This is a genomic window from Bradyrhizobium sp. WSM3983 (assembly GCF_000473045.1).
Taxonomy (GTDB): Bacteria; Pseudomonadota; Alphaproteobacteria; order Rhizobiales; family Xanthobacteraceae; genus Bradyrhizobium.
The window spans coordinates 391420-411128 of the sequence record NZ_AXAY01000003.1; the positions used below are offsets into that span (position 1 = coordinate 391420).

23 protein-coding genes are annotated in these 19709 nt (G+C 64.1%); 11 read left to right on the forward strand and 12 right to left on the reverse strand.

Features of this window, described 5'->3' with window-relative positions; all coding sequences use genetic code 11:
* The first annotated feature begins 88 nt into the window (after positions 1-88).
* Complete coding sequence (locus YUA_RS0107055; RefSeq protein WP_027530044.1) at positions 89-538, forward strand: cytochrome c; 450 nt, start codon at positions 89-91, stop codon at positions 536-538.
* A gap of 176 nt (positions 539-714) precedes the next feature.
* Here YUA_RS0107055 and YUA_RS0107060 read toward each other — a convergent pair whose 3' ends face one another.
* Positions 715-1953: an MFS transporter gene (locus tag YUA_RS0107060; protein ID WP_027530045.1), complete on the reverse strand. Its 1239-nt coding sequence runs from the start codon at positions 1951-1953 to the stop codon at positions 715-717.
* 130 nt (positions 1954-2083) lie between these two features.
* Between YUA_RS0107060 and YUA_RS0107065 the strand changes: the two genes are divergently transcribed.
* Entirely contained in the window at positions 2084-2689 is a 606-nt protein-coding gene (locus YUA_RS0107065; RefSeq protein WP_027530046.1) for a TetR/AcrR family transcriptional regulator, read from the forward strand.
* Between the two features lie 188 nt (positions 2690-2877).
* On the opposite strand, the gene YUA_RS0107070 is transcribed toward YUA_RS0107065, so the two are convergent.
* Together YUA_RS0107070 and YUA_RS0107075 are read right to left on the reverse strand one after the other, a co-directional pair.
* Complete coding sequence (locus YUA_RS0107070) at positions 2878-4251, reverse strand: PleD family two-component system response regulator (protein ID WP_027530047.1); 1374 nt, start codon at positions 4249-4251, stop codon at positions 2878-2880.
* 14 nt (positions 4252-4265) lie between these two features.
* On the reverse strand, positions 4266-4631 hold the full coding sequence (locus YUA_RS0107075; protein ID WP_008566616.1) for a response regulator: 366 nt from the start codon (positions 4629-4631) through the stop codon (positions 4266-4268).
* Positions 4632-4870: 239 nt separating this feature from the next.
* Between YUA_RS0107075 and YUA_RS0107080 the strand changes: the two genes are divergently transcribed.
* The 3 genes from YUA_RS0107080 to YUA_RS0107090 all read left to right on the forward strand — a co-directional run bounded on the left by YUA_RS0107080 (position 4871) and on the right by YUA_RS0107090 (position 7227).
* Complete coding sequence (locus YUA_RS0107080; RefSeq protein WP_027530048.1) at positions 4871-5182, forward strand: DUF3572 domain-containing protein; 312 nt, start codon at positions 4871-4873, stop codon at positions 5180-5182.
* Positions 5179-6468 (forward strand): DNA polymerase IV, encoded by a 1290-nt coding sequence (locus YUA_RS0107085; RefSeq protein WP_027530049.1) that lies wholly within the window; start codon positions 5179-5181, stop codon positions 6466-6468. Before YUA_RS0107080 ends, YUA_RS0107085 begins: the two co-directional genes overlap by 4 nt.
* 90 nt (positions 6469-6558) lie before the next feature.
* Positions 6559-7227: a transposase gene (locus YUA_RS0107090; RefSeq protein ID WP_027530050.1), complete on the forward strand. Its 669-nt coding sequence runs from the start codon at positions 6559-6561 to the stop codon at positions 7225-7227.
* A gap of 80 nt (positions 7228-7307) precedes the next feature.
* Here the strand turns inward: YUA_RS0107090 and YUA_RS0107095 are convergent, their stop codons facing one another.
* From YUA_RS0107095 to YUA_RS0107105, 3 genes are all read right to left on the reverse strand, one after another.
* Positions 7308-7655 (reverse strand): DUF6188 family protein, encoded by a 348-nt coding sequence (locus YUA_RS0107095; RefSeq protein WP_210164564.1) that lies wholly within the window; start codon positions 7653-7655, stop codon positions 7308-7310.
* A gap of 594 nt (positions 7656-8249) precedes the next feature.
* Positions 8250-8651 (reverse strand): RidA family protein, encoded by a 402-nt coding sequence (locus YUA_RS0107100; protein WP_027530052.1) that lies wholly within the window; start codon positions 8649-8651, stop codon positions 8250-8252.
* 73 nt (positions 8652-8724) lie between these two features.
* On the reverse strand, positions 8725-9570 hold the full coding sequence (locus tag YUA_RS0107105; protein ID WP_027530053.1) for a cell envelope integrity EipB family protein: 846 nt from the start codon (positions 9568-9570) through the stop codon (positions 8725-8727).
* Between the two features lie 253 nt (positions 9571-9823).
* Here YUA_RS0107105 and YUA_RS0107110 point away from each other — a divergent pair, with 253 nt between their 5' ends.
* The 4 genes from YUA_RS0107110 to YUA_RS0107125 all read left to right on the forward strand — a co-directional run bounded on the left by YUA_RS0107110 (position 9824) and on the right by YUA_RS0107125 (position 12832).
* The gene (locus YUA_RS0107110) at positions 9824-10291 is read left to right on the forward strand and encodes a RidA family protein (protein ID WP_008130072.1); all 468 of its coding nucleotides are present in this window, start codon (positions 9824-9826) and stop codon (positions 10289-10291) included.
* 10 nt (positions 10292-10301) lie between these two features.
* A complete protein-coding gene (locus tag YUA_RS0107115; RefSeq protein WP_027530054.1) occupies positions 10302-11048 on the forward strand; it encodes a glycerophosphodiester phosphodiesterase in 747 nt (248 codons plus the stop codon).
* 55 nt (positions 11049-11103) lie between these two features.
* Entirely contained in the window at positions 11104-12345 is a 1242-nt protein-coding gene (locus YUA_RS0107120; RefSeq protein ID WP_027530055.1) for a GNAT family N-acetyltransferase, read from the forward strand.
* 61 nt (positions 12346-12406) lie between these two features.
* Positions 12407-12832, forward strand: coding sequence for an HIT family protein (locus YUA_RS0107125; protein ID WP_027530056.1), 426 nt, complete (start codon positions 12407-12409; stop codon positions 12830-12832).
* Positions 12833-12942: 110 nt separating this feature from the next.
* On the opposite strand, the gene tsaA is transcribed toward YUA_RS0107125, so the two are convergent.
* The 4 genes from tsaA to YUA_RS0107145 all read right to left on the reverse strand — a co-directional run bounded on the left by tsaA (position 12943) and on the right by YUA_RS0107145 (position 15675).
* Complete coding sequence (tsaA, locus tag YUA_RS0107130) at positions 12943-13434, reverse strand: tRNA (N6-threonylcarbamoyladenosine(37)-N6)-methyltransferase TrmO (protein WP_027530057.1); 492 nt, start codon at positions 13432-13434, stop codon at positions 12943-12945.
* A 31-nt stretch (positions 13435-13465) separates the two neighbouring features.
* Entirely contained in the window at positions 13466-13816 is a 351-nt protein-coding gene (locus YUA_RS0107135; protein WP_027530058.1) for an AzlD domain-containing protein, read from the reverse strand.
* The gene (locus tag YUA_RS0107140; protein WP_027530059.1) at positions 13813-14553 is read right to left on the reverse strand and encodes an AzlC family ABC transporter permease; all 741 of its coding nucleotides are present in this window, start codon (positions 14551-14553) and stop codon (positions 13813-13815) included. Before YUA_RS0107140 ends, YUA_RS0107135 begins: the two co-directional genes overlap by 4 nt.
* Before the next feature lie 99 nt (positions 14554-14652).
* Entirely contained in the window at positions 14653-15675 is a 1023-nt protein-coding gene (locus tag YUA_RS0107145; RefSeq protein WP_051383108.1) for a lytic transglycosylase domain-containing protein, read from the reverse strand.
* A gap of 39 nt (positions 15676-15714) precedes the next feature.
* Between YUA_RS0107145 and YUA_RS0107150 the strand changes: the two genes are divergently transcribed.
* Both YUA_RS0107150 and YUA_RS0107155 read left to right on the forward strand, forming a co-directional pair.
* Positions 15715-16755, forward strand: coding sequence for a TRAP transporter substrate-binding protein (locus YUA_RS0107150; protein ID WP_027530061.1), 1041 nt, complete (start codon positions 15715-15717; stop codon positions 16753-16755).
* 72 nt (positions 16756-16827) lie between these two features.
* On the forward strand, positions 16828-17466 hold the full coding sequence (locus tag YUA_RS0107155) for an HAD family hydrolase (RefSeq protein WP_027530062.1): 639 nt from the start codon (positions 16828-16830) through the stop codon (positions 17464-17466).
* Here the strand turns inward: YUA_RS0107155 and YUA_RS0107160 are convergent.
* Both YUA_RS0107160 and YUA_RS0107165 read right to left on the reverse strand, forming a co-directional pair.
* Entirely contained in the window at positions 17463-18503 is a 1041-nt protein-coding gene (locus tag YUA_RS0107160) for a phenylacetaldoxime dehydratase family protein (protein ID WP_027530063.1), read from the reverse strand. The two genes, YUA_RS0107155 and YUA_RS0107160, sit on opposite strands and share 4 nt — an antisense overlap.
* 28 nt (positions 18504-18531) lie before the next feature.
* A complete protein-coding gene (locus YUA_RS0107165) occupies positions 18532-19548 on the reverse strand; it encodes a carbon-nitrogen hydrolase family protein (RefSeq protein ID WP_027530064.1) in 1017 nt (338 codons plus the stop codon).
* Between the last annotated feature and the right edge of the window lie 161 nt (positions 19549-19709).

Sequence of the window (19709 nt, forward strand, 5' to 3'; positions counted from 1 at the left end):
GCCGGAAGCCAATCTTGACGTGCGTCAAACTGTCGGGGAGCGAAACGGCTAGCAATTGAAATCTTACTAACCAGCGTCGGAGCGCGACATGGTAAAATGTGGTGTAAAATGTTTGATATTTGCCGGTCTTGCCGCTGGGTTCGCCGCTGCGGTTCAGGCTGAAGACCTCGACATCGGCAAGTCAGAATTTCAGTCTTCGTGCGCGAGTTGTCATGGTGCGGATGCGAGGGGCAAAGGACCGGTTAGCGACCAGCTTAAGATACCGCCTCCCGATTTGACGATGTTGGCCAGGAACAACAACGGCGTGTTTCCCACGAACGTTGTTTATGAAACCATAGACGGAATGAAAACAGTTCCCGCTCACGGTACCCGTGAAATGCCAATTTGGGGGGAGCGATTCAACCCCATAATCAACCTGCCTCACTATGTTGATCCGTCTTATTGGAAGATGGCCGGGCCGGAGCAAAGCCCGGAAGTCGTCGTGCGAAAACGCATCCTCGCTGTTATCGATTATCTGAGTCGCATTCAGCTAAAATAGCAACCGACAAGCATTGAGATTCCCTGCCCATCACGCTTGAGCGCCCTCCAAAGTGGAGGGTAAAAAGTTTGCTTGCGCCGCAGTCGACCAAGCCGCGGCACAACGAGCCATCACGACCAGGCAGCGCGGCGTCCGCTCAAAGCCCGCAAGCTGACGAGTGTGACCACACGCCCCGCCTACGCCGTCCGCAACACCGGCGCCGGCGGTTGCGACGGCCGGATCAGCGCGAACGTGACCTGGATGATGCCGCCGGCCAGTCCCAGCGCCACGCCGATGCGCCAGGCCATATTGTAGGAGCCGAGCGCGTCGTAGATCACCCCTCCTCCGTAGGCACCGAGGAAGCTGCCGATCTGGTGGCTCATGAAGGCGAGGCCCTGGATCATGGCCTGCCAGCGCAGGCCGAACATCTCGGCGACGGCGCCCGCGACCAGCGGGCCGACGCCCATCCAGAGGAAGCCCATGATGGCGCCGAACAGCAGCGTCGAGAACGGCGTCGCCGGCAGCATGAAGTACCAGGCCAGCGCCAGCGAACGCAGGATGTAGATGCCACCTAACAGCGCGAGCTTGTTCCAGCGCTGGCCGGCCCAGCCGAAGAACAGCGAGCCCAGCACGTTGAAGCCGCCGATCATGCCGAGCGTCTGCGCACTCAGCATCGGATCGAGGCCGCAGATCGCCAGATACGACGGCAGATGCGTGGTGAGGAACACGAGCTGCATGCCGCAAACGAGATAGGCGCAGGTCATCACCATGAAGGAGGCATTGCCGAACGCCAATTTGGCGACGGACGCGGCCGTGGCATCGCCGATGTCATCGGCGGCGGGCTTCGGCAGCGGGATGGCGTCGACGCGGCCGGCGTACCAGGCGGCGGGGATCATCAGCACCGACATGACAACGAAGCCGGCGAGACCGACGCGCCAGCCGAAGCCCTCGTTGAGCATCTGCCCGATCGGCGCCGACAGCAGCGCGCCGAGCGACCCTGCGCCGGAGACGATGCCGAGCACGGTGGATCGCACCGTCGCCGGCACTGCGCGTGCCGCCACCGACATCGCGATCGCGGCCGCGGTGCAGGCGAGCGAGGTACCGATCAGCACGCCGGCGCCGATCATGATGCTGACGAGACCGTTCGCGGTGGTCATCAAAGCGAGGCCCGCGATGTACATCAGCGATCCCACGATCATGATGGGGCGGAAGCCGTAACGCACCGTCATCGCACCGGCGAGCGGCTGGAGAAATCCCCAGGCGAGGTTCTGCACCGCCAGCGCCAGCGTAAAATCCGACACCGAGAGGTGGATGTCGTGCGTCAGCGGCTGCATGAAGATGCCGAGCGACTGCCGCAGCCCCATGCTCAGCGTCAGCATGATCGAGGCGCCGATCAGGATCGGCAAAGTCGGACGCAGGACCTGCAACAGGGGCATTTTTTGTCTCCCTCGTGGGCGCTGGACGCGCGCCGGCATCTGCAATCGGCGTTGATTTTGATTACACAGACCTGTGTAATTAGTCTATAGGTAGCGGGCGCTGTCAAGCGAAGAGGATGTTCGTCACCGCATGGCTCCCCCGCCCGCCCCACAGACGATGAAAGAGCGGATCCTCGAGACCGCCGACAAGCTGTTCTATCTGCAGGGCATTCGCGCCATCGGCGTCGACACGATTGCGGCCGAGATCGGCATCAGCAAACGCACGCTCTACAACCACTTCCCCTCCAAGGACGCGCTGATCGCGGCCTATCTCGAGCGCCGCTTCGTGGCTCAGCGCCCCTCCGACAAGCCGCCGGCCGAGCAAATCCTCGCCACCTTCGATTCGCTGGAGCGGCGCTTCGCGGCGAAGGATTTTCGCGGCTGCCCATTCGTGAATGCCGTCGCCGAGCTCGGGCCGACGGATCGCGCCGTGAAGAAAATCGCTATCGCCTTCAAGGAGAGCCGCCGCGTCTGGTTTCGCGAGCGGCTGAACGAGCTTGGTGTTGCGGACGCGGATGCGCTCGCAACGCAGCTCGTGCTGCTGGTCGACGGCTCGATCGCGCAAGACCTCGTCCGCGATGACCCCGCGATGGCCCGTGCGGCCAAGGAAGCGGCGAAGGTGCTGTTGCGGAATGCGGGTGTGGATGTCGGCGGTGATGCGGCGATGGCAAAGGGACGCAAGCCCGCGCCGCAATAGCAATGTCGTCCCGGACAAGCGCAGCGAAGCGGAGCGCAGATCCGGGACCCATAACCACAGGCCGTAGTTTGACGAAGACTCGGAGTTGCCAGTTTGCACCATAACCGCTTCCTGTGGTTATGGGTCCCGGCCTTCGCCGGGACGACACCGAAGATGGGGCGCTACCTCACGGAAGATGGGACGCTGCCTCACGCCGCCTGCGATACCACGCGATTGCGGCCATCGTGCTTGGCACGATACAGCGCCATGTCGGCGCGCTTGAGAACGTCGGCGACAGCCTCGCCCTTCTGCTCCAGCGTGGTCAGCCCGATCGAGATCGTGACCTCGACGCGCTTGGTGCCCTTGTGGACGGCAAAGGGCTCGCCGGCGATCGAGCGGCGCAGGCGCTCGGCGACCATGCCGGCAACGTGGAGATCGGTCTCCGGCATCACGATGACGAACTCCTCGCCGCCGTAGCGGCAGGCGAGATCGATGCCGCGGATCGATTTGCGCACGCGCACCGCGAATTCGCGCAGCACGTCATCGCCGCCGTCGTGGCCAAAATTATCGTTGATGGACTTGAAATAGTCGATGTCCAAAATCATCAACGCCAGCGGCTTGCCGCGGGTCGAGGCCTGCTCGGCCAGCGTCGCCAGATGGCTCTCCATGTAGCGGCGATTGTGCAGGCCGGTGAGCGCGTCGGTGATCGCCATCTCGATCGAGTTCTGCACGTTGTCGCGCAAATGATCGGTGTAGCGGCGGCGGCGGATCTGGGTGCGGGCGCGCGCCAGCAGCTCGGTCTTGTCGATCGGACGCAGCAGATAGTCGCTGACGCCGATCTCGAGGCCGCGAAGCAGCCGCGTGGCATTTTCCGCTTCCGCGATCGCGAGGATCGGCACGTGGCGGGTGCGCTCCAGCGAGCGCGCCTGGCTGCAGAGCCGCAGCCCGTCGAAATTGTTCAGGTCGAGCGAGACGATCAAGAGATCGTAATTGCCCTCGGCGGCGTGGAACAGCGCTTCAGTCGGATTCTTCTCGACGTCGATGGTGTGCTCTGCGGCGAGGATCGTCGCCAGCCGCTCATAGGACGACTGCCGGTCGTCGACCAAAAGGATGCGGCCGCCCTTGCCTGCATCGGCGATGGCGCTGCGCTCGGGCGCCTGCATGCCGATCTCGAGCGAGGTGATGGCGCGCATGCGCAGTTCGTCCGTCATCATCTTCAGCCGCGTCAGCGAGCGCACGCGCGCGATCAACACGACGTCGGAGACGGGTTTTGTCAGAAAGTCATCGGCGCCGGCTTCCAGTCCGCGGTTGCGGTCGGACGGGCTGTCGAGCGCGGTGACCATGACGACGGGAATGTGGTGCGTGGCCGGATCGGTCTTGAGGCGACGACAGACTTCAAAGCCGTCCATGTCAGGCATCATCACGTCGAGCAGGATGATGTCGCATTCGGCGCGGCGGGCCAGCGCCAGCGCATCGGTGCCGTTCGAGGCGGTCATCACGTCGAAATATTCGGCGGACAGGCGGGCTTCGAGGAGTTTGACGTTGGCGGGAACGTCATCGACAACCAGGATACGCGCGGACACTTTGCACTCACTTCCTATCCGATAAAACGCCGGACCGTCTCTATGAATTTGCCGACCGAGATCGGCTTGGACAAATAAGCTTCGCACCCGCCCTCGCGGATGCGCTCTTCGTCGCCCTTCATCGCGAAGGCCGTGACCGCGACGACGGGAATGGCGCGCAGCTCCGGATCGTCCTTGATCCAGCGCGTCACCTCGAGGCCTGAGACCTGCGGCAATTGGATATCCATCAGCACCAGGTCGGGCCGCATCTTGCGTACGAGGTCGAGCGCCTCGTAGCCGTTGCTGGTGCCGGAGGTCTGGTAGCCATGCGCCTCCAACAGGTCGCGGAAGAGCTTCATGTTGAGCTCGTTGTCTTCCACGATCAGGACGGTCTTAGCCATCCCGCCCTCCTGTTTGGTCCAAAAGACCGATGCATGTGACGCCTCAGGCGCCGCTTTCCGGCGCTTCGAAAACTGGATTCAAACTAGCCTCAGATTCGCTTGAGTTTCGTTAAACCCGAGGGGCCACTTTCTGCGATGTGGTTTCCAGTTGCTTGCCCCGGGGTCGCAAGACTCAGGCACGAGACTCGGGCATGATGCAAAGTAGACACCGAAAGTTAATGGAAAGGCAAACCGGGCCCGTGAAAAAGCCTGTTCACAACCCTCGCGAAGTCGCTGAAATCGTTGCGATTCAGGCGTTGTCCTTTGTGGCTGGCGACCCTGAAAGGCTGGGCCTGTTCCTGGCTGAGACAGGGGTCGGCCCGGAGACGCTCCGGAACGCCGCCTCGGACCCCCATTTCCTGCTCAGCGTGCTCGATTTCGTGCTGCGCGATGACGACACTGTGAAGGCCTTTGCCAAGGCCTCGGAACTGCATCCGACCAACGTTGCCGCAGCGCGGCAGGTGCTGGGCGATGCGCTCGGCGACCGGACCTGGGAGCGCGACGTGCCGTGAGCGCGCCCGATCCGGCCGGGCCCCGCTGCTTCTGCCGGGATTGTCTGGCCGATCTGGATATGGCCGTGCGACGCTGCTCCGCCTGCGGCTCCCCTCGCCTCATCCGTCACCGCGCGCTCGCGCGCCTGACCATCGCCCATATCGACTGCGACGCCTTCTATGCGACGGTCGAGAAGCGCGACAATCCTGATATCGCCGACAAGCCCGTCATCATCGGCGGGGGCAAGCGCGGGGTGGTGTCGGCCGCCTGCTACATCGCGCGCACCTATGGCGTGCGCTCGGCTATGCCGATGTATAGGGCGTTGGAAGCTTGTCCGCATGCGACCGTGATCGGGCCGGACATGGCGAAGTATGTCCGCGTCGGCCGCGAGGTGCGCCAGGCCATGCAGGCGCTGACGCCACTGGTCGAGCCGCTTTCGATTGACGAGGCCTTTCTCGATCTCTCCGGCACCGAGCGGGTGCACGGCATGATCCCGGCAAAGGTGCTGGCGCGCTTTGCCCGCGACGTCGAGCGCGACGTCGGCATCTCCGTCTCGGTCGGGCTCTCCTGCAACAAGTTTTTGGCCAAAATCGCCTCCGATCTCGACAAGCCGCGCGGCTTTGCCGCGCTCGATCAGGAGGAAGCGCGTTTGATGCTGGCTTCGAGGCCGGTGGGCTTCATCTTCGGCGTCGGACCTGCGACGCAGGAGCGCCTCATGCAGCGCGGCTTCCGCAGCATCGCCGACCTGCAAAAGGCCGACGAGATCGAGCTGATGCGGCAATTTCCGAGTGACGGCCGCAGGCTGTGGCGGCTCGCGCGTGGTATCGACGACCGCCGCGTCGAGGCCGACCGCGGCGCCAAGACGATTTCGAGCGAAACCACGTTCGAAACCGACATCCACGATTTCGCGTCGCTGGAAAAGATCCTGTGGCGGTTGTGCGAGAAGACGTCGTCGCGGCTCAAAAGCAGCGAGCTGGCCGGCTCGACCGTGACGCTGAAGCTGAAGACCGCCGATTTCCGTCAGCGCACGCGCTCGCAGTCGATCGCGGCGCCGACGCAGCTCGCCGCAAAAATCTTTTCGATCTGCCGCGAGATGCTGGCCAAGGAAATCGACGGCACCGCCTTCCGCCTGATGGGCGCGGGCGTCAGCGCGCTGCGCGACGGCTCCCCCGCCGACGACACCGACATGCTCGACCGCCGCGCCGCGCATGCCGAGCGTGCAGTGGACAGCCTGCGCAAGAAGTTCGGCAGCGCCGCCGTCATTCGAGGCATCGCATATGACGGGCCGGAGAAAGCGCAGGAATGATGGCCGCCGAACGCGATCTTGCTGCGCTACTGGAATTACGGTGACAGTGCACTAAATTGACACCGGCCGGTTTTGCGGGCATGATGCGGCATGGCTCGTCTTGCTCGTGTTGTCATTCCCGGTCATCCCCACCATGTCACCCAGCGCGGCAACGGTGGCGCCCGCACGTTCTTCGAGGACGGCGACTATGCGCTGTATCGCGATCTGCTGGCGACCAATTGCAAGGCCGCCGGGGTCGAGGTGTGGGCCTGGTGCCTGATGCCCAACCACGTCCACCTCATTCTCGTGCCGTCGGATCCCGACGGGCTGCGCCACGCGCTTGCGCGGGTTCACCGCAGCTATGCCGGGACCATCCAGGCGCGGCGCAAGCGCACCGGTCATTTCTGGCAAGGCCGTTTCGGTGCCGTTGTGATGGACGAGCAGCATCTTGCGGCGGCGCTGCGCTACGTCTCGCTCAATCCGGTGCGGGCGCGCCTGGTAAAGCGTGCGCAGGATTGGCGCTGGTCGAGCACGCGCGCGCATCTGCGCGGCAAGGACGACGGCCTGACCGCACTGGCGCCGATCCGCGATCGTTTTCCGGAGTTCGGCGATTTGCTGGCAACCGAACCGGAAGCCGATCTGTTCGATGCACTGCGCTCCGCGGAGAGCATCGGCCGCCCGCTCGGAGACAACCGCTTTCTCGCCCGTATCGAGCGCCAGACCGGACGCGTCCTCAAGCCAGCCAAGCGCGGGCCGAAACCATCGGAGCAGGAAGAATGATTCTCGTATTAAGTGCACTGTCACCGTAATAAGGGGGCGAAACGATTCAGCGCACTGAAGCTGTTACCGTCCATAGTTAACTAGAAATCTTCAACCGTCATGTCATCCCGCCCTCTAATCAATCCCCTGGGATGCCCTTCACTTGGCTCGACAAAAATTTGCTTCCCATCAGAAAACCTTACTGTGATTGTCTCATTCCAAATCACAGCCTCAACTGTCTTTCCAACTAGCCCCCACAAGATCTCCAAATTCCCAATTCCCTCCTTGGGAAGGAACTTTGCCGAGGTCCCGTCCGGAAGTGATACTGCAAATGGAGCATCGATCTGCAGCTCAGATTTCACGAAAATGAAAGACAAGTTGTATGGGCGAAGTGAAACTTCGACAAGTTCGTCACCCACAATCGGGTCAGCATCTTCTCGTTTGGTCATGGCTTTGTTGTTGTAAGTTCCGGACAGCATTACGATGGACTGCACCCGTAAGTGAGACACGCTAATTGCGGTGCCGGACCCGGACCATCGCCTCAATTGCCGGCCTCGCAATCACGAAGTATCTGGTTCAGCATGAAATGAGGATCGCTCGTTCGTCGAATCCAAAAGGCCGAGACGTCCTGCGTCGCGGCGACTGGCTGGTGCTGCTTTCGAAAATCCCACCATGGCATATTGGCACTGTTTTGCCCGACGCGTCAAACAGAATTCGTAAAATACGAAATACCGGCCGGGCCTTGAACTGCAATTCCTGAGCGATTTCTGAGCGTTGGCCAATTGGCCCTGTCCGTCGTTGTTTGCGAAGACCGGCCCCTGCCGCAATTGCCACGTTCCCTGCCCCCCTTGCTGCCGATTTGTTCGACGCGGCAATAGCTTGACCGATTGGGAATTGTGCCGTCCTGCAACCGCATTTCTACTGTGCATGGGGTTGTTTTTCGCTTTTTGCAGAAGCGTGGGCCGGCGCTCCTCAGCAAGGAGGGAGCGCCGTCAGCGCATCGCTTCGCCCTTCCTCAGCTTGAGGCCGCCCGGGCTGCACAATCAATCCGCGACCGCAATCGCCTCGATCTCGATCAGCCACTCCGGCGCGGCAAGCGCGGAGACGCCGACGAGGGTCGAGGCCGGCGGCTCCATGCCTGCGAAGAAGACCGAGCGGGCCTTGCCGATGATCGGGCGCAGCTCCGGCTTGTACCCGACGACGAAGGTCGTGATCTTCACGATGTTCGCGTAACTCGCGCCAGCCGCCTTCAACGCATGGCCGAGATTCTGCATCACCTGCGTGGTCTGCGCGGCGAGGTCGCCTTCGCCGACGATCCGCCCCTCCTCATCCACCGACACCTGGCCGGAGATGTAGATCGTGCGCGCGCCGGAGGCGGTGACAACGTGTGAATATGCGGGATTGTGGTGCAGGCCGCTGGGGCGGAGATGGTCGAGCTTGGGCATGGGCGGGCTCCCCGAAGTTTGTGATTGAGGGAGAGCGTAGCCGGAGACGGCGTTGAGGGCTAGCCTTGCGCACTCAATTGCAGGGCTTGCTGTCCTTGACGTCGAACTTGCCCATCGCACCGGAGATGACAAAGTCGTTGTAGTCGAGCACGAGCTGGCGGGAGACCCCATTCTCGTAGAGCTCAAACGACATCGCATAGACTGGCGTCTGCTCGCCTTCCTTCTGCTGGACGTCGCGGTCGAAGTAACTGACGGTCACCGGCCAGCGCTTCAGCGATTTCATGTGCTCGTCCGCCGTCGACGGATCGGGCGAGGCGGTGCGCTCGGCGGGGATCGGCTGACCGATCACGGTCAGCGTGTTGTAGACCTTCTGGCCATCGTCGGATCCGTCATAGACGGAGAGCTCCAGGAGCGATTTGCCGTCCCTGGCCGCCGCAATGATGTGCTGGATCTGCTCGGTCGGAAACACGATCTTGCCGTCGAGGGTGAAATTCTTCGGCGCCGGCAATTTGAGCTTGACGTTGATGTGGTCGCCGTCACGTTCCGCCGAGCCGTCGACCAGGCCGGCCTCGGTCTCGTTCATCCGCGTTTCGATCTTGAAGCGGTAGCTTTTCCCTGTGGCGTCCTCCCAGGAATTGGAGCGGAGATCGCTGAGCGTGACCTTGCCCTCGCCGCTGTCGAGCTCGGAGACCTGGCGGAATTCGGACGTGTAGCCTTCGCAGCTGCTGCCGGCGAAATTGTAGAGGATGCGGCCCCGCGCGCTGCTGATGGAATTGGAGCGCGATTTGACCAGGCTCAGATCATAGAGCGCCTGGTGCGCGAGGAACGGACCGTTCGCGGCATGCGCGCCGGCACCGGCGCCGACAGCGGCCGCCGCGAGCGCCATCACACCCAGTGAAGTCCGGAAAAGGTGCACCATGTCTGTTCCCTGAGGACGCGCAGATTCGACACTTTAATGACCGTTCCATTGCGTCGCAACTGCGGCGGTTTCACGTAAAGTTGCGCCTCTCCGTTGAACCTGCTGTCGTGCCTCAGGAAAATGCAGTCAGCCCGCGCATCCTGCCGCCCTATCGGCTTGCTTGCATGTGGCGGCATGATGGGCGAAACAGGGCGCACCCGGCCGTCACCAGACGCGCCGGAGCGGATGAGTTTTCAGACATCGAGGTCGAGACATGGCGGGCACGGTCGAGCAGAAACTGGCGGAACAGGGCATCAAGCTGCACGAGGCCCCCACTCCCGTCGCCAATTACGTCCCGTTCGTACGTACCGGCAATCTGCTGTTCGTCTCCGGCCAGGTCTGCTTCGATCCCGCTGGCAAGCTGATCGCCAAGGGCAAGCTCGGCGCCGGCGTCTCGATCGAGGAAGGTGCTGCGGCCGCGCGCGGCTGCGCCGTCAACCTGCTCGCACAGGTCAAGGCGGCGCTTGGCGACCTCGACAAGGTTGTGCGCGTGGTGCGCCTCGGCGGCTTCATCAACTCGGCACCGGACTTCCTGGACGGGCCGAAGGTTCTCAACGGCGCCTCCGACCTGATGGTCGCGGCCTTCGGTGACAAGGGCCGCCATGCCCGCACCACCGTCGGTGTCGCCTCGCTGCCCGCGGATGCGGCGGTCGAGGTCGAAGGCGTGTTCGAGGTCGCCTGAGACCGGCATCGTGCGAGCTCCGGATTGGCTGACAGCGCGGCCGGTCGCCCATCGCGGCCTGCATGACATTTCGCGCGGCATCGTCGAGAACATGCCGGGCGCGGTGCAGGCTGCGATCGCCGGCAATTTCTCGATCGAGGTCGACATCCAGCTCTCGGCTGACGGCGAGGCCATGGTGCATCACGACCATGCGCTCGGCCGCCTCACCGAGGCCACCGGCCCGGTGGTCGCGAAAACCGCAGCCGAGCTGAAAGCCGTCAAATTCAAGGATACGCATGAGCGGATGATGTCGCTCAGTGACCTCTGCGCCATGGTCGCCGGCCGCGTGCCGCTGGTGATCGAGGTGAAGAGCCATTTTGACGGCGACCGCAAGCTGATGAAGCGGATGGCCGAGGTGTTGGCATCGTATCAGGGGCAAGCGGTCGGCATGTCCTTCGATCCCGACCAGGTGGTGGCGCTGCGCGAGTTGCTGCCCTCTCGCCCGCGCGGCATCGTTGCACAGCGGACCTACGAGGATGAATATTGGGCCTACCTGACCGAGGCGCAACGCGACAGCATGCTGTACCTGCGTCACGGCTTCCAGACACAGCCCCACTTCGTTGCCTTCAAGGTCGATCACCTGCCGGCGCCGGCTCCCTGGGTCGCCCGCAACGTCTTCGGCTGCGCCCTGCTCGGCTGGACCGTGCGCACACCGGAGCAGCAGACACGGGTTAGGGAATATGCCGATCAGATGATCTTTGAGGGGTTCGTGCCGTAAAGCTTGATGTTCCCCACCCTTGAAGTCACTGCTGCAATGCACGATCTTTGGCGCAATGGCATCACCCGAAATCACGCTCGAAGCCGTACCGTCGATTGGCGAAGTTTCGCCGGAGGATTGGGACGCCTGCGCCAATCCTGGCAAAGCCTGCAATGGGCATGGCGCGGGAACCTCATCCGGGCTCCCAGGCGATTCTCTCGGCCTCTCAAAACCCGCCTATAACCCGTTCGTCTCGCACGCGTTTCTCTCCGCCGTTGAGAAATCGGGTTCAGCCACGATCCGCACTGGCTGGGGACCGCGGCATCTGGTGGCCAAGATCGACGGCCGTGTCGCCGGCGTCGTGCCCTGCTATCTGAAATCGCATAGCCAAGGCGAATACGTCTTCGACCGCGGCTGGGCCGACGCCTATGAGCGCGCCGGCGGACGCTACTACCCGAAGCTACTGGTCTCTGTTCCCTTCACGCCGGCGACGGGGCCGCGGCTCCTGGTCCGCGACGGCGTCGACCGCGAGCGGATCACCGAGGCACTGGCGAGCGGCCTGGTGGCGCTGTGCGGTGTCAGCAAGGCCTCCTCGGTGCACGTCACCTTCGCCCGCGAGGCCGAGTGGAAGCTGCTCGCCCGGCACGGCTTCCTTCAGCGTACTGACCAGCAGTTCCACTGGCACAACGAAGGCTTTTCGAGTTTCGACGATTTCCTGGCGACGCTGAACTCGCGCCACCGCAAATCGATCAAGCGGGAGCGGCGCGATGCCCTCGGCGCCGGCATCACCATCCACTGGCTCACAGGAAAAGACATCACCGAGGACGCCTGGGACGCATTCTTCGAATTCTACATGGAGACCGGTTCGCGCAAATGGGGTCGTCCCTATCTCACGCGCGAATTCTTCTCGCTGATCGGCGAGACTATGAGCGATGACGTGCTGCTGGTGATGGCCCGCCGCAACGACCGCTGGATCGCAGGCGCAATCAACTTCATCGGCTCGGACACGCTGTTCGGCCGCAACTGGGGTGCGGTCGAGCATCATCCCTTCCTGCATTTCGAAGTCTGTTACTATCAGGCGATCGATTTTGCGATCAAACGTGGCCTCGCGAATGTCGAGGCCGGTGCGCAGGGTGAGCACAAGATCGCGCGCGGCTACCTGCCGCGGACCACCCACTCCGCCCATTTCATCGCGGATCCCGGCCTGCGCCGCGCCATCGACGATTATCTCAAGCGCGAGCGCGCCTATGTCGCTGAGGCCGGGCGCGAGCTGGCCGAGCTCGGCCCGTTCCGGAAAGGCATCGACGAGGCGCCTTGACGATTTGCCGTCGCTGGTGACAGTAAGCGCGAAATTTCGAGGGAGCCGCCGAGGAGCTGCCATGACCGCCTATGACCCCAACAACATCTTCGCAAAGATCCTGCGCGGCGAACTGCCCTGCCACAAGGTCTACGAGGACGAACACGTGTTCGCCTTCCTCGACATCATGCCGCGGGTATCAGGCCACACGCTGGTGATCCCGAAGACCCCGGCCCGCAACATCCTCGACATCAAGCCCGACGACTACGCCCACGTCGCCCGCGGCACGCACAAGATCGCAGCTGCCGCGATGAGCGCGTTCAAGGCCGATGGCATCACCGTGCAGCAGTTCAATGAGCCCGCCGGCGGACAGGTGGTGTTTCATCTCCACATGCACGTGATGCCCCGCCACGACGGCGTCGCGATGCTACCGCCTGCGAGCCGCAAGGAAGACGTCAAGGTGCTGGAAGAGAATGCGACGAAGCTGATCGCGGCGTTGAATAGCTGATCGTCATTCCGGGGCGACGCGTAGCGTCGAGCCCGGAATCCATTTCACCACCGTCTCTGACGCTTGATGGATGCCGGGCTCGTGCCTGCGGCACGCCCCGGAATGACGGTCTACTCCGTCTGAAAATCCCCGGCTTGCGGCGCGGCCAGCGGGGTGAACTCGCAACGATCGGGCTTGATATCGATCAGCGGCGTGTTGTCGAGGCAGTCGAGGCCGCGTACCAGGATCGCATTTCCCTCGATGCCGACGAGCTTCACGATCGAAGTGCCGATCGGATTGGGCCGGACCGGCGAGCGCAGCGAAAACGTGCCGCGGGTCTTTTCGTTGTTCTTCGGGCTTTGCAAGACGATGTCGCGGCGCGACTTGTCAAGCCAGTAGAGCACTTCGAGATTGCTGTAGAAATCGACGCCCTTGATGGCGGGCACGAAGGGCTCGAAGATCTCGAGCCGGCACACCGGGCCGTCGGCGCGGCCCTGCCGTGGCGTCTCCAGCCGCGAGGTCCAGGGGGTGCGGATACGACCGATGAAGACAAGGCCGGCATCCTCCGTCGACGGCAGCTCGATGGCGACCTCGCCCTCGCGGAGTTCGTTCTCGCGAACCATATTTCCAGTTCCTTGGCTATTCGCGAGGGTTTTAGCCCAACCACCACGTGCCGGCCAGCATGAAGACTTCGCCAGCGACAACGCCCGCAAAGATCGAGCGGCGGGTCAGCAGGAACACGACGAGGCCGGCGGCCACCGCGCCGTAGCGCAAGCTATCCGGCACGCTGGCGAGCGCACCCGGCGGCTCGACCACGATCTGGGCGATGACGCCGGCCAGGATCGCGGTCGCGACCGCCCTCACCCAGACCAGCAGCTCCGAGCCCTCGTCGATGCCGCCGCCGAACCACAGGCCCAGCATGCGCCATATCTGGTTGGGAATGACGCCGGCGACGAACAGCACGAACAGCGCGTGCCAGTCGCCGATCAGTTGCGCGGCACTCATGCGCGCACCTCCCGCCACCAGTGCACGCCATAGGCAATCGTGCCCGCCGCAAGGCCGCTGACGAGGATGTCGAGGCCGGAGTTCATCTTCGCGGCCAGCGGATAGAGCAGAACTCCGAGCGCCAGCGCGACGACGTCGGCGACCTCGCGGCTGTTGCGCGCGGTCGAGAACAGGAAGGACAGCGGCGTCAGCAGCAGGATCGCCGCGCCCAATGTCTGCGTCAGATTGGCGGCGAGGAAATAGCCGATCGTGTTGGCAGTCAGACACACCGAGACGAGACCGAAGCCGAGGCCGTTGACGAAGGCGATGCGCCGCTCGCGCGGCACTTGCGGCAGGAAGCGATGGCATTCGACCCACAGCGTCACGGCGGTGAGATGCGCCGCGAAGAACAGCTCACGCCGCTTGGTCGTCGGCGTGCGCATCAGAGGCAGCACCGAGACCACCATCGGAAACAGCCGGATCGCACTGACGGTCACCGCGATCGCCGACTGGATGATGGTCGCGCCCGAGCCGAGCGTGGTAATCAAAATGATCTGTGCCGGCCCGGCCCAGACGAACAGTGTCGAAGCCAGCGCCCAGACCAGGCTGAAATGGCTGTCATGGGCGAGCGCGCCGATGCCGAGATAGGTCGCGAACAGGACCAGCGTCAGGATCGTCTGCGTGATCGAGCGCAGCCCCCACGCGAAGGCGCGCCACGGACTTTGCCATTGGGGGGAATCGAGCGAAGGAAGCGCCACGGGAGCTTGGCCGGCGGGTGAGGAATCGTGCCTGCATAACGGCCAATGCAGGCGGCTGCGTCAAGGAAGCCCGCGGCGGGGCTGGCATGCGCGCGCTCCCTACCCGCTTACGCCCCGGTTCTTCAGCACGAAGCAGGCGCCGCCCGCTTTGCGGATACGATTGCAGAGATCGTCCGCCTCAGGGCGCGTGTCGGTGCCGATGCGCACCTGGTAGAAGGCGTGCGAACCGCGGCTGCGCACCACCGAGCTCAACAGGCTGGGATCGCGCTCGCCGATCACGGCGCTGAGGCGTGTGACGGCACGAGAGTACATCGCCAGCGCCTTGTTGCGGTCGAAGCCGGCGGCGAGTTGAACGCCCCAGATCTTCGCGGCGGCGAGCTCGACGTGCTGTTCGAGCTCGGCGACGAACGGGTTCGGCGCGCGCTTCAACAACGCCATCAGATCGCGGCAGCTCGTCGGTGGCGAACTCGGCGGCCCCTTGCCGGTGCTGCCGGCCTTGGCCCATGCGTCAACCGTCGCACCCGTGATGGCGTAGACATAATTGCGGGTCTGCTCCGGCATGCCACCGGTGCCGGCGAGCCATTCCTGCACCCGCCGCGGGCCGGAATTGTAGGCGGCAGCAGCGAGACCAAGATTACCGAACTGGTTGCGCAGCTCGTTCAAGAACTCGGCCGATTTCGGCAGGGCCTGCACCGGATTGAACGGATTGAGAAGCCCGCGCTCGCTTGCGGTGCCCGGCATGAACTGCGCGATCCCCTGCGCATGCTCGCCGCTCCGCGTCGTCGGGCCCACCGCATCGGCCTGGAAGCGGCTTTCCTGCCAGATCACGCGGGCGAAGAATTCCAGCGGCAGATTGGCATCGCGCGCGGCCGCCTCCACGATCAGGCAGATCGATTCCCGCGTGTCGCTCTCGCGGCCATCCGCCGGCTTCTCCGGCGGCCTCGCAAGCTCTTCGGCGCTGGGGACGGCGACGTTGGTCGTTGCCGGCGAACTGTCCGAGGCCGCCACCTCTGTCGCCGGGACCAGCAACGCGGCAACGATGAGTGACGCAATTCGCGTCAACCGTGCCCAAGGATCGCGGTGGCGGGCGCCGGCGCGGCGTGCAACAAGGTGATCTGCCATGTCGTGGCATCGTGCCATGGTTCGACGAGTTGCCATTCTATGCTACCTGACCTGCTTCTCCCAATGCGTTCCCCCGCCAAACGGATCCGTGCCCTGCTTGCCCTCGCTGCGCTCGTCGTCAGCGCGGTGCCGGGCTTGGCGCAAGTCTCGCCTCAAGCCGCCCCTCAGATCGTCTGGCGGATGACCACGGAATATCCGGAGAACAACATATCCGGGATCGGGCTCACAACCTTCGCCGATCGCGTGGCCGCGCGCACAAACGGTTTCGTGACCGTAACCAATGCCTTCGACAACCAGCTGAAGATCAGCTCGGGCGAAATCCCCCGCGCGACGCTGGACGGCCGGATCGCCGGCGGCGATGCCTTCGCCGGCGCGCTCTCGGGCCTCGATCCCGTACTCGGTTTTTCGACCCTGCCCTTCCTGGTGCAATCGGTCGATATCGCCCGCGCCGCCAGTGCGCGTGCGCGGCCGCTTTACGAAAAGGCGCTCGCCGCGCGCGGCCTCAAGCTGCTCTATCTGACGATCTGGCCGGCGACGGGTCTGTGGTCGGACCGCGCGCTCGCAGGCGCCGATGACCTGCCGAAACTCAACCTGCGCGCTTATGATGCCAATTCCAGCGAGGTGATGAAGGCGGCCGGAGCCAACGCGCAGTTCCTGCCGATGGACAAAGCGCTTGCCGGCCTGAAAGAGCATCAACTGAACGCGTTCCTCACCTCCGGCGACGGCGGCGCGGGGCGCAAGCTGTGGGACTTCCTGCCCTATTTCACGGCCATCAACTACGCGATGCCGGTCTCGATCGCCTTTGTCCGCAACGAGGCGTTCGCCGCGCTACCAGAGCCGATGCAGCGCGAGGTGCTGGCTGCCGCAGCCGAGACCGAGCAACGTCGGATCGCACTGCTGCCCCATCGCACGACCGAGAATTATGCGCGCATGCGCGACAACGGCGTCAACATCGCCGAGCCCGCGCCGCAGTCCCTCGTTGCGGCGCTCCGGAAGGCGGCAACGGCCACGATTGCCGCCTGGGAAGCGCAGGCCGGCGCGGATGCCGCCGCGATCGTCGAATGGACGAAGCGGCAATAATGTAACGGGTCTTGACTCGAGACCCGATCCGGCTAGCAACGGACCAGCAGTTTCAAGGCGAGCCGGCTCCTGATGGCGACTATCTTTTTCGATCTCGACGGCACGCTGACCAACCCGAAACCCGGGATCACCCGCTCGATCCAGTACGCGCTGGAGCGGCTGAGCCTCGCGGTGCCGAGTGAGGACGAGCTGACCTGGTGCATCGGGCCGCCGCTGCATGCGAGCCTGAAGAAGCTCACCGGAACCGACGCGCTGGCCGACCAGGCGCTGCTGCTCTACCGCGAGCGGTTCAGCGATGTCGGCCTGTTCGAGAACGAGGCCTATGCAGGCATCATGGACACGCTGGCGACGCTCGCCGCGACCACACCGCGCATGTTCGTCGCGACCAGCAAGCCCGCGGTCTACGCCACCCGCATCGTCGATCATTTCGGCTTAAAACCCTATTTCGAACGCGTGTTCGGCTCCGAGCTCGACGGCACCCGCGTCGACAAGCGCGACCTGCTCCGCTACGCGCTCGACGAGACCAGGGTCGAGGCGACCAGTGCGATCATGATCGGCGACCGCAGCCATGACGTGGTCGGCGCCCGGACCAACGGCATGACCGCAATCGGCGTGCTCTACGGCTATGGCAGCGAGGCCGAGCTGCGGGACGCCGGCGCGCATCACATCTGCGCCGCGCATCCGGAGCTGCTCGGGCACCGTGTCGCCTAAGCGGTAACCGTCTCGACCGCCGCAAGCATCCCCGTCTTGGGATGGCAGTTCAGATATTCGAAGAACTGCTCGTCGGCGGCGGCCACTGTGACCTCGTGATAGAGCCGCAGCTTCGCTGACGGCCCCAGCGTCGAGAGATATTTCATCGCCGCACCGAAGATCTTTACGTGGGTCGAATGCGATTCCGCCCAGCGCTCCAGTGCGGCGAGACTTTTCCACCAGCTCTGGCCGTAGGACTTTTCACTCGCCTTGCCGTCAGCCGAGAGCACCTGCATGTAGCGGTTGGCGTAGCAGCCGATACCGAGGCCGTCGTCACGCAAAAACTCCATGCCCTCGCGCAGCACCGGCTCGACGTCGTCGAGATAGAGCTTTCGCTCGGACGCCTCGGTATCGCTCCAGTCCTGCCCGGAGCGGATCAGGCAGAGATTGTCGTGCGCGTTGACGCGCAGCCGGGCACCGTCGCGGATCAGCTCCGGATTGCCGCCCGGCGACATCGGATCGGTCTGCGACAACGGAATGCGGTCGCGCATACCACCCCAATAGGCGTGCTCCTGCACCTCGCCGCTCATGCCGTCCGCAATCACCGCGACACCTTCTGGCCTGCCGAGCGAGGAGAACAGCGTCTCGTGCCGCGCCACAGTGGGACGCAGCAGCTCGATGAAGGTGCCGATCCCCTCGCGGGGCTTTCCGGTCCATGCCTCGCGTGCCGGCACAAACCAGGCGTCGAAGCGCGCGATGTCGTCCCAATAGGCCACCGAGACAATGTTTGCGTGGCCGGCCTGATCGACATAGTACGCGCGATCCCAATGCGAGGGACCACCCTCGCCGGCGAACAGCCCCGCGATCTCGGTGAGCGCTTCCGTCGCAGATGGCGGCGTCGCGCCGCGATACTGCACACCGAAATAGGCCATCACGACACGGCCGACCGCGGGCTTATAGCGCGCCACGAAGGACGGATATGGCGGCTGGTAATCGTCCGGCACGCGCTTGTGGCGCGTGCGCTCGGCTTCGAGATGTAGCGGAATTGCGGATTCCATGATCGTGCGCTCCCCTTGATTTCAGCTATCAGCTCGCCGCTGCCCCGATCTCCATGGGCTCGACAGTGTCGACCGGCAGCGCGAACTGCTCGACGCGCTGGTATCGCTTCTTGTTGAGCAGCAGCCGCGTGACGTCGGGCCGCGAATAATGCCCGGCGGGATCGGCCGCGTTCTTGGCGACACCGATGGCGCCGAGGTCGATCTCGGCGATCAGCAGCCCCTCCTGGTCCGGCGCCAGCTTGTCACCGATCTGGCTGCCGTCGGGCCCGTAGATCGCGGCAAAGCCGCCGCCCACATGCAGCAGCGCGTTCTTGTCCGGCCGGTCGCAGAGCTCGTCGATCATCGCCTGCGAGACCGTCGCACAAGGTGCAAGCACGAAGCAGGAGCCCTCCACCGCATAGACGCGCGAAGCGGCGTTGTTGACCTCGGCGCCGAGCGCCGGCGCGAAGGGATCGTAGAGCGAGAAGCTCGGCCATGCCGCGACGTGCACCTGCTCGTTCTGGGCGTACATGGCGTATTTCGACAAGGGCTGGAGATGCTCCCAGCAGCACAGCGCGCCGATACGGCCGATGTCGGGGCGCGCATGGACCGCAAGATCGCTGCCGTCGCCCTCGCCATAGACGGTGCGCTCGGCATGGGTCGGCCGCAATTTGCGGCGCTTGGCGATGGTCTCGCCGTCGGGCCCGATCAGCCATTGCGCCAGATAAAGGCTGCCGCCGTCGCGCTCGGACAGGCCGATCACGGCGGTGAGCTTGGCCTTGCGCACCGCGTCGCGCAGTCGTTCTGCCTGCGGGCTGTCATAGGACAGCGAATTGTCGAAATAGCGCTGCACGAAGCCGCGGCCGATCGCCCAGGCCGGCGAGTCCATCCAGATATGCCAGGGGTAGCCGGGGATGAAGGCTTCCGGAAATGCGATCAGCTTGGCGCCCTTCTCGGCGGCGTCCCTGATCAGCGCGATCGACTTGTCGATCGAGGCGTCGAGATCGAGCCAGGCCGGTGCCGCCTGCACCACCGCGACCTTGTATTTCGGATGTTCAATGCCCATTGCCGCCTCCATTGCCGGTTGATCGGAGACCACGTCCGATGCAGTCTATAGGGCCAAGCCGGGCGGCCGCGCGCTCGACCACGGCGGAACAAAAACTCGACCGGAAGGGATCGCCGCCCCGGTACGGAACTTGCCTGCGGTCAGGCGGGATCTGCGCCACC

What these genes read in the sequence shown, in the direction of transcription:
- YUA_RS0107055 (WP_027530044.1), top strand. Translation starts at nt 89, where the DNA reads ATGGTAAAATGTGGTGTAAAATGTTTGATATTTGCCGGTCTTGCCGCT.
- YUA_RS0107060 (WP_027530045.1), bottom strand. Translation starts at nt 1,953, where the DNA reads ATGCCCCTGTTGCAGGTCCTGCGTCCGACTTTGCCGATCCTGATCGGC.
- YUA_RS0107065 (WP_027530046.1), top strand. Translation starts at nt 2,084, where the DNA reads ATGGCTCCCCCGCCCGCCCCACAGACGATGAAAGAGCGGATCCTCGAG.
- YUA_RS0107075 (WP_008566616.1), bottom strand. Translation starts at nt 4,631, where the DNA reads ATGGCTAAGACCGTCCTGATCGTGGAAGACAACGAGCTCAACATGAAG.
- YUA_RS0107090 (WP_027530050.1), top strand. Translation starts at nt 6,559, where the DNA reads ATGGCTCGTCTTGCTCGTGTTGTCATTCCCGGTCATCCCCACCATGTC.
- YUA_RS0107095 (WP_210164564.1), bottom strand. Translation starts at nt 7,655, where the DNA reads ATGACCAAACGAGAAGATGCTGACCCGATTGTGGGTGACGAACTTGTC.
- YUA_RS0107100 (WP_027530052.1), bottom strand. Translation starts at nt 8,651, where the DNA reads ATGCCCAAGCTCGACCATCTCCGCCCCAGCGGCCTGCACCACAATCCC.
- YUA_RS0107105 (WP_027530053.1), bottom strand. Translation starts at nt 9,570, where the DNA reads ATGGTGCACCTTTTCCGGACTTCACTGGGTGTGATGGCGCTCGCGGCG.
- YUA_RS0107110 (WP_008130072.1), top strand. Translation starts at nt 9,824, where the DNA reads ATGGCGGGCACGGTCGAGCAGAAACTGGCGGAACAGGGCATCAAGCTG.
- YUA_RS0107120 (WP_027530055.1), top strand. Translation starts at nt 11,104, where the DNA reads ATGGCATCACCCGAAATCACGCTCGAAGCCGTACCGTCGATTGGCGAA.
- YUA_RS0107125 (WP_027530056.1), top strand. Translation starts at nt 12,407, where the DNA reads ATGACCGCCTATGACCCCAACAACATCTTCGCAAAGATCCTGCGCGGC.
- tsaA (WP_027530057.1), bottom strand. Translation starts at nt 13,434, where the DNA reads ATGGTTCGCGAGAACGAACTCCGCGAGGGCGAGGTCGCCATCGAGCTG.
- YUA_RS0107135 (WP_027530058.1), bottom strand. Translation starts at nt 13,816, where the DNA reads ATGAGTGCCGCGCAACTGATCGGCGACTGGCACGCGCTGTTCGTGCTG.
- YUA_RS0107145 (WP_051383108.1), bottom strand. Translation starts at nt 15,675, where the DNA reads ATGGCAGATCACCTTGTTGCACGCCGCGCCGGCGCCCGCCACCGCGAT.
- YUA_RS0107150 (WP_027530061.1), top strand. Translation starts at nt 15,715, where the DNA reads ATGCTACCTGACCTGCTTCTCCCAATGCGTTCCCCCGCCAAACGGATC.
- YUA_RS0107155 (WP_027530062.1), top strand. Translation starts at nt 16,828, where the DNA reads ATGGCGACTATCTTTTTCGATCTCGACGGCACGCTGACCAACCCGAAA.
- YUA_RS0107160 (WP_027530063.1), bottom strand. Translation starts at nt 18,503, where the DNA reads ATGGAATCCGCAATTCCGCTACATCTCGAAGCCGAGCGCACGCGCCAC.
- YUA_RS0107165 (WP_027530064.1), bottom strand. Translation starts at nt 19,548, where the DNA reads ATGGGCATTGAACATCCGAAATACAAGGTCGCGGTGGTGCAGGCGGCA.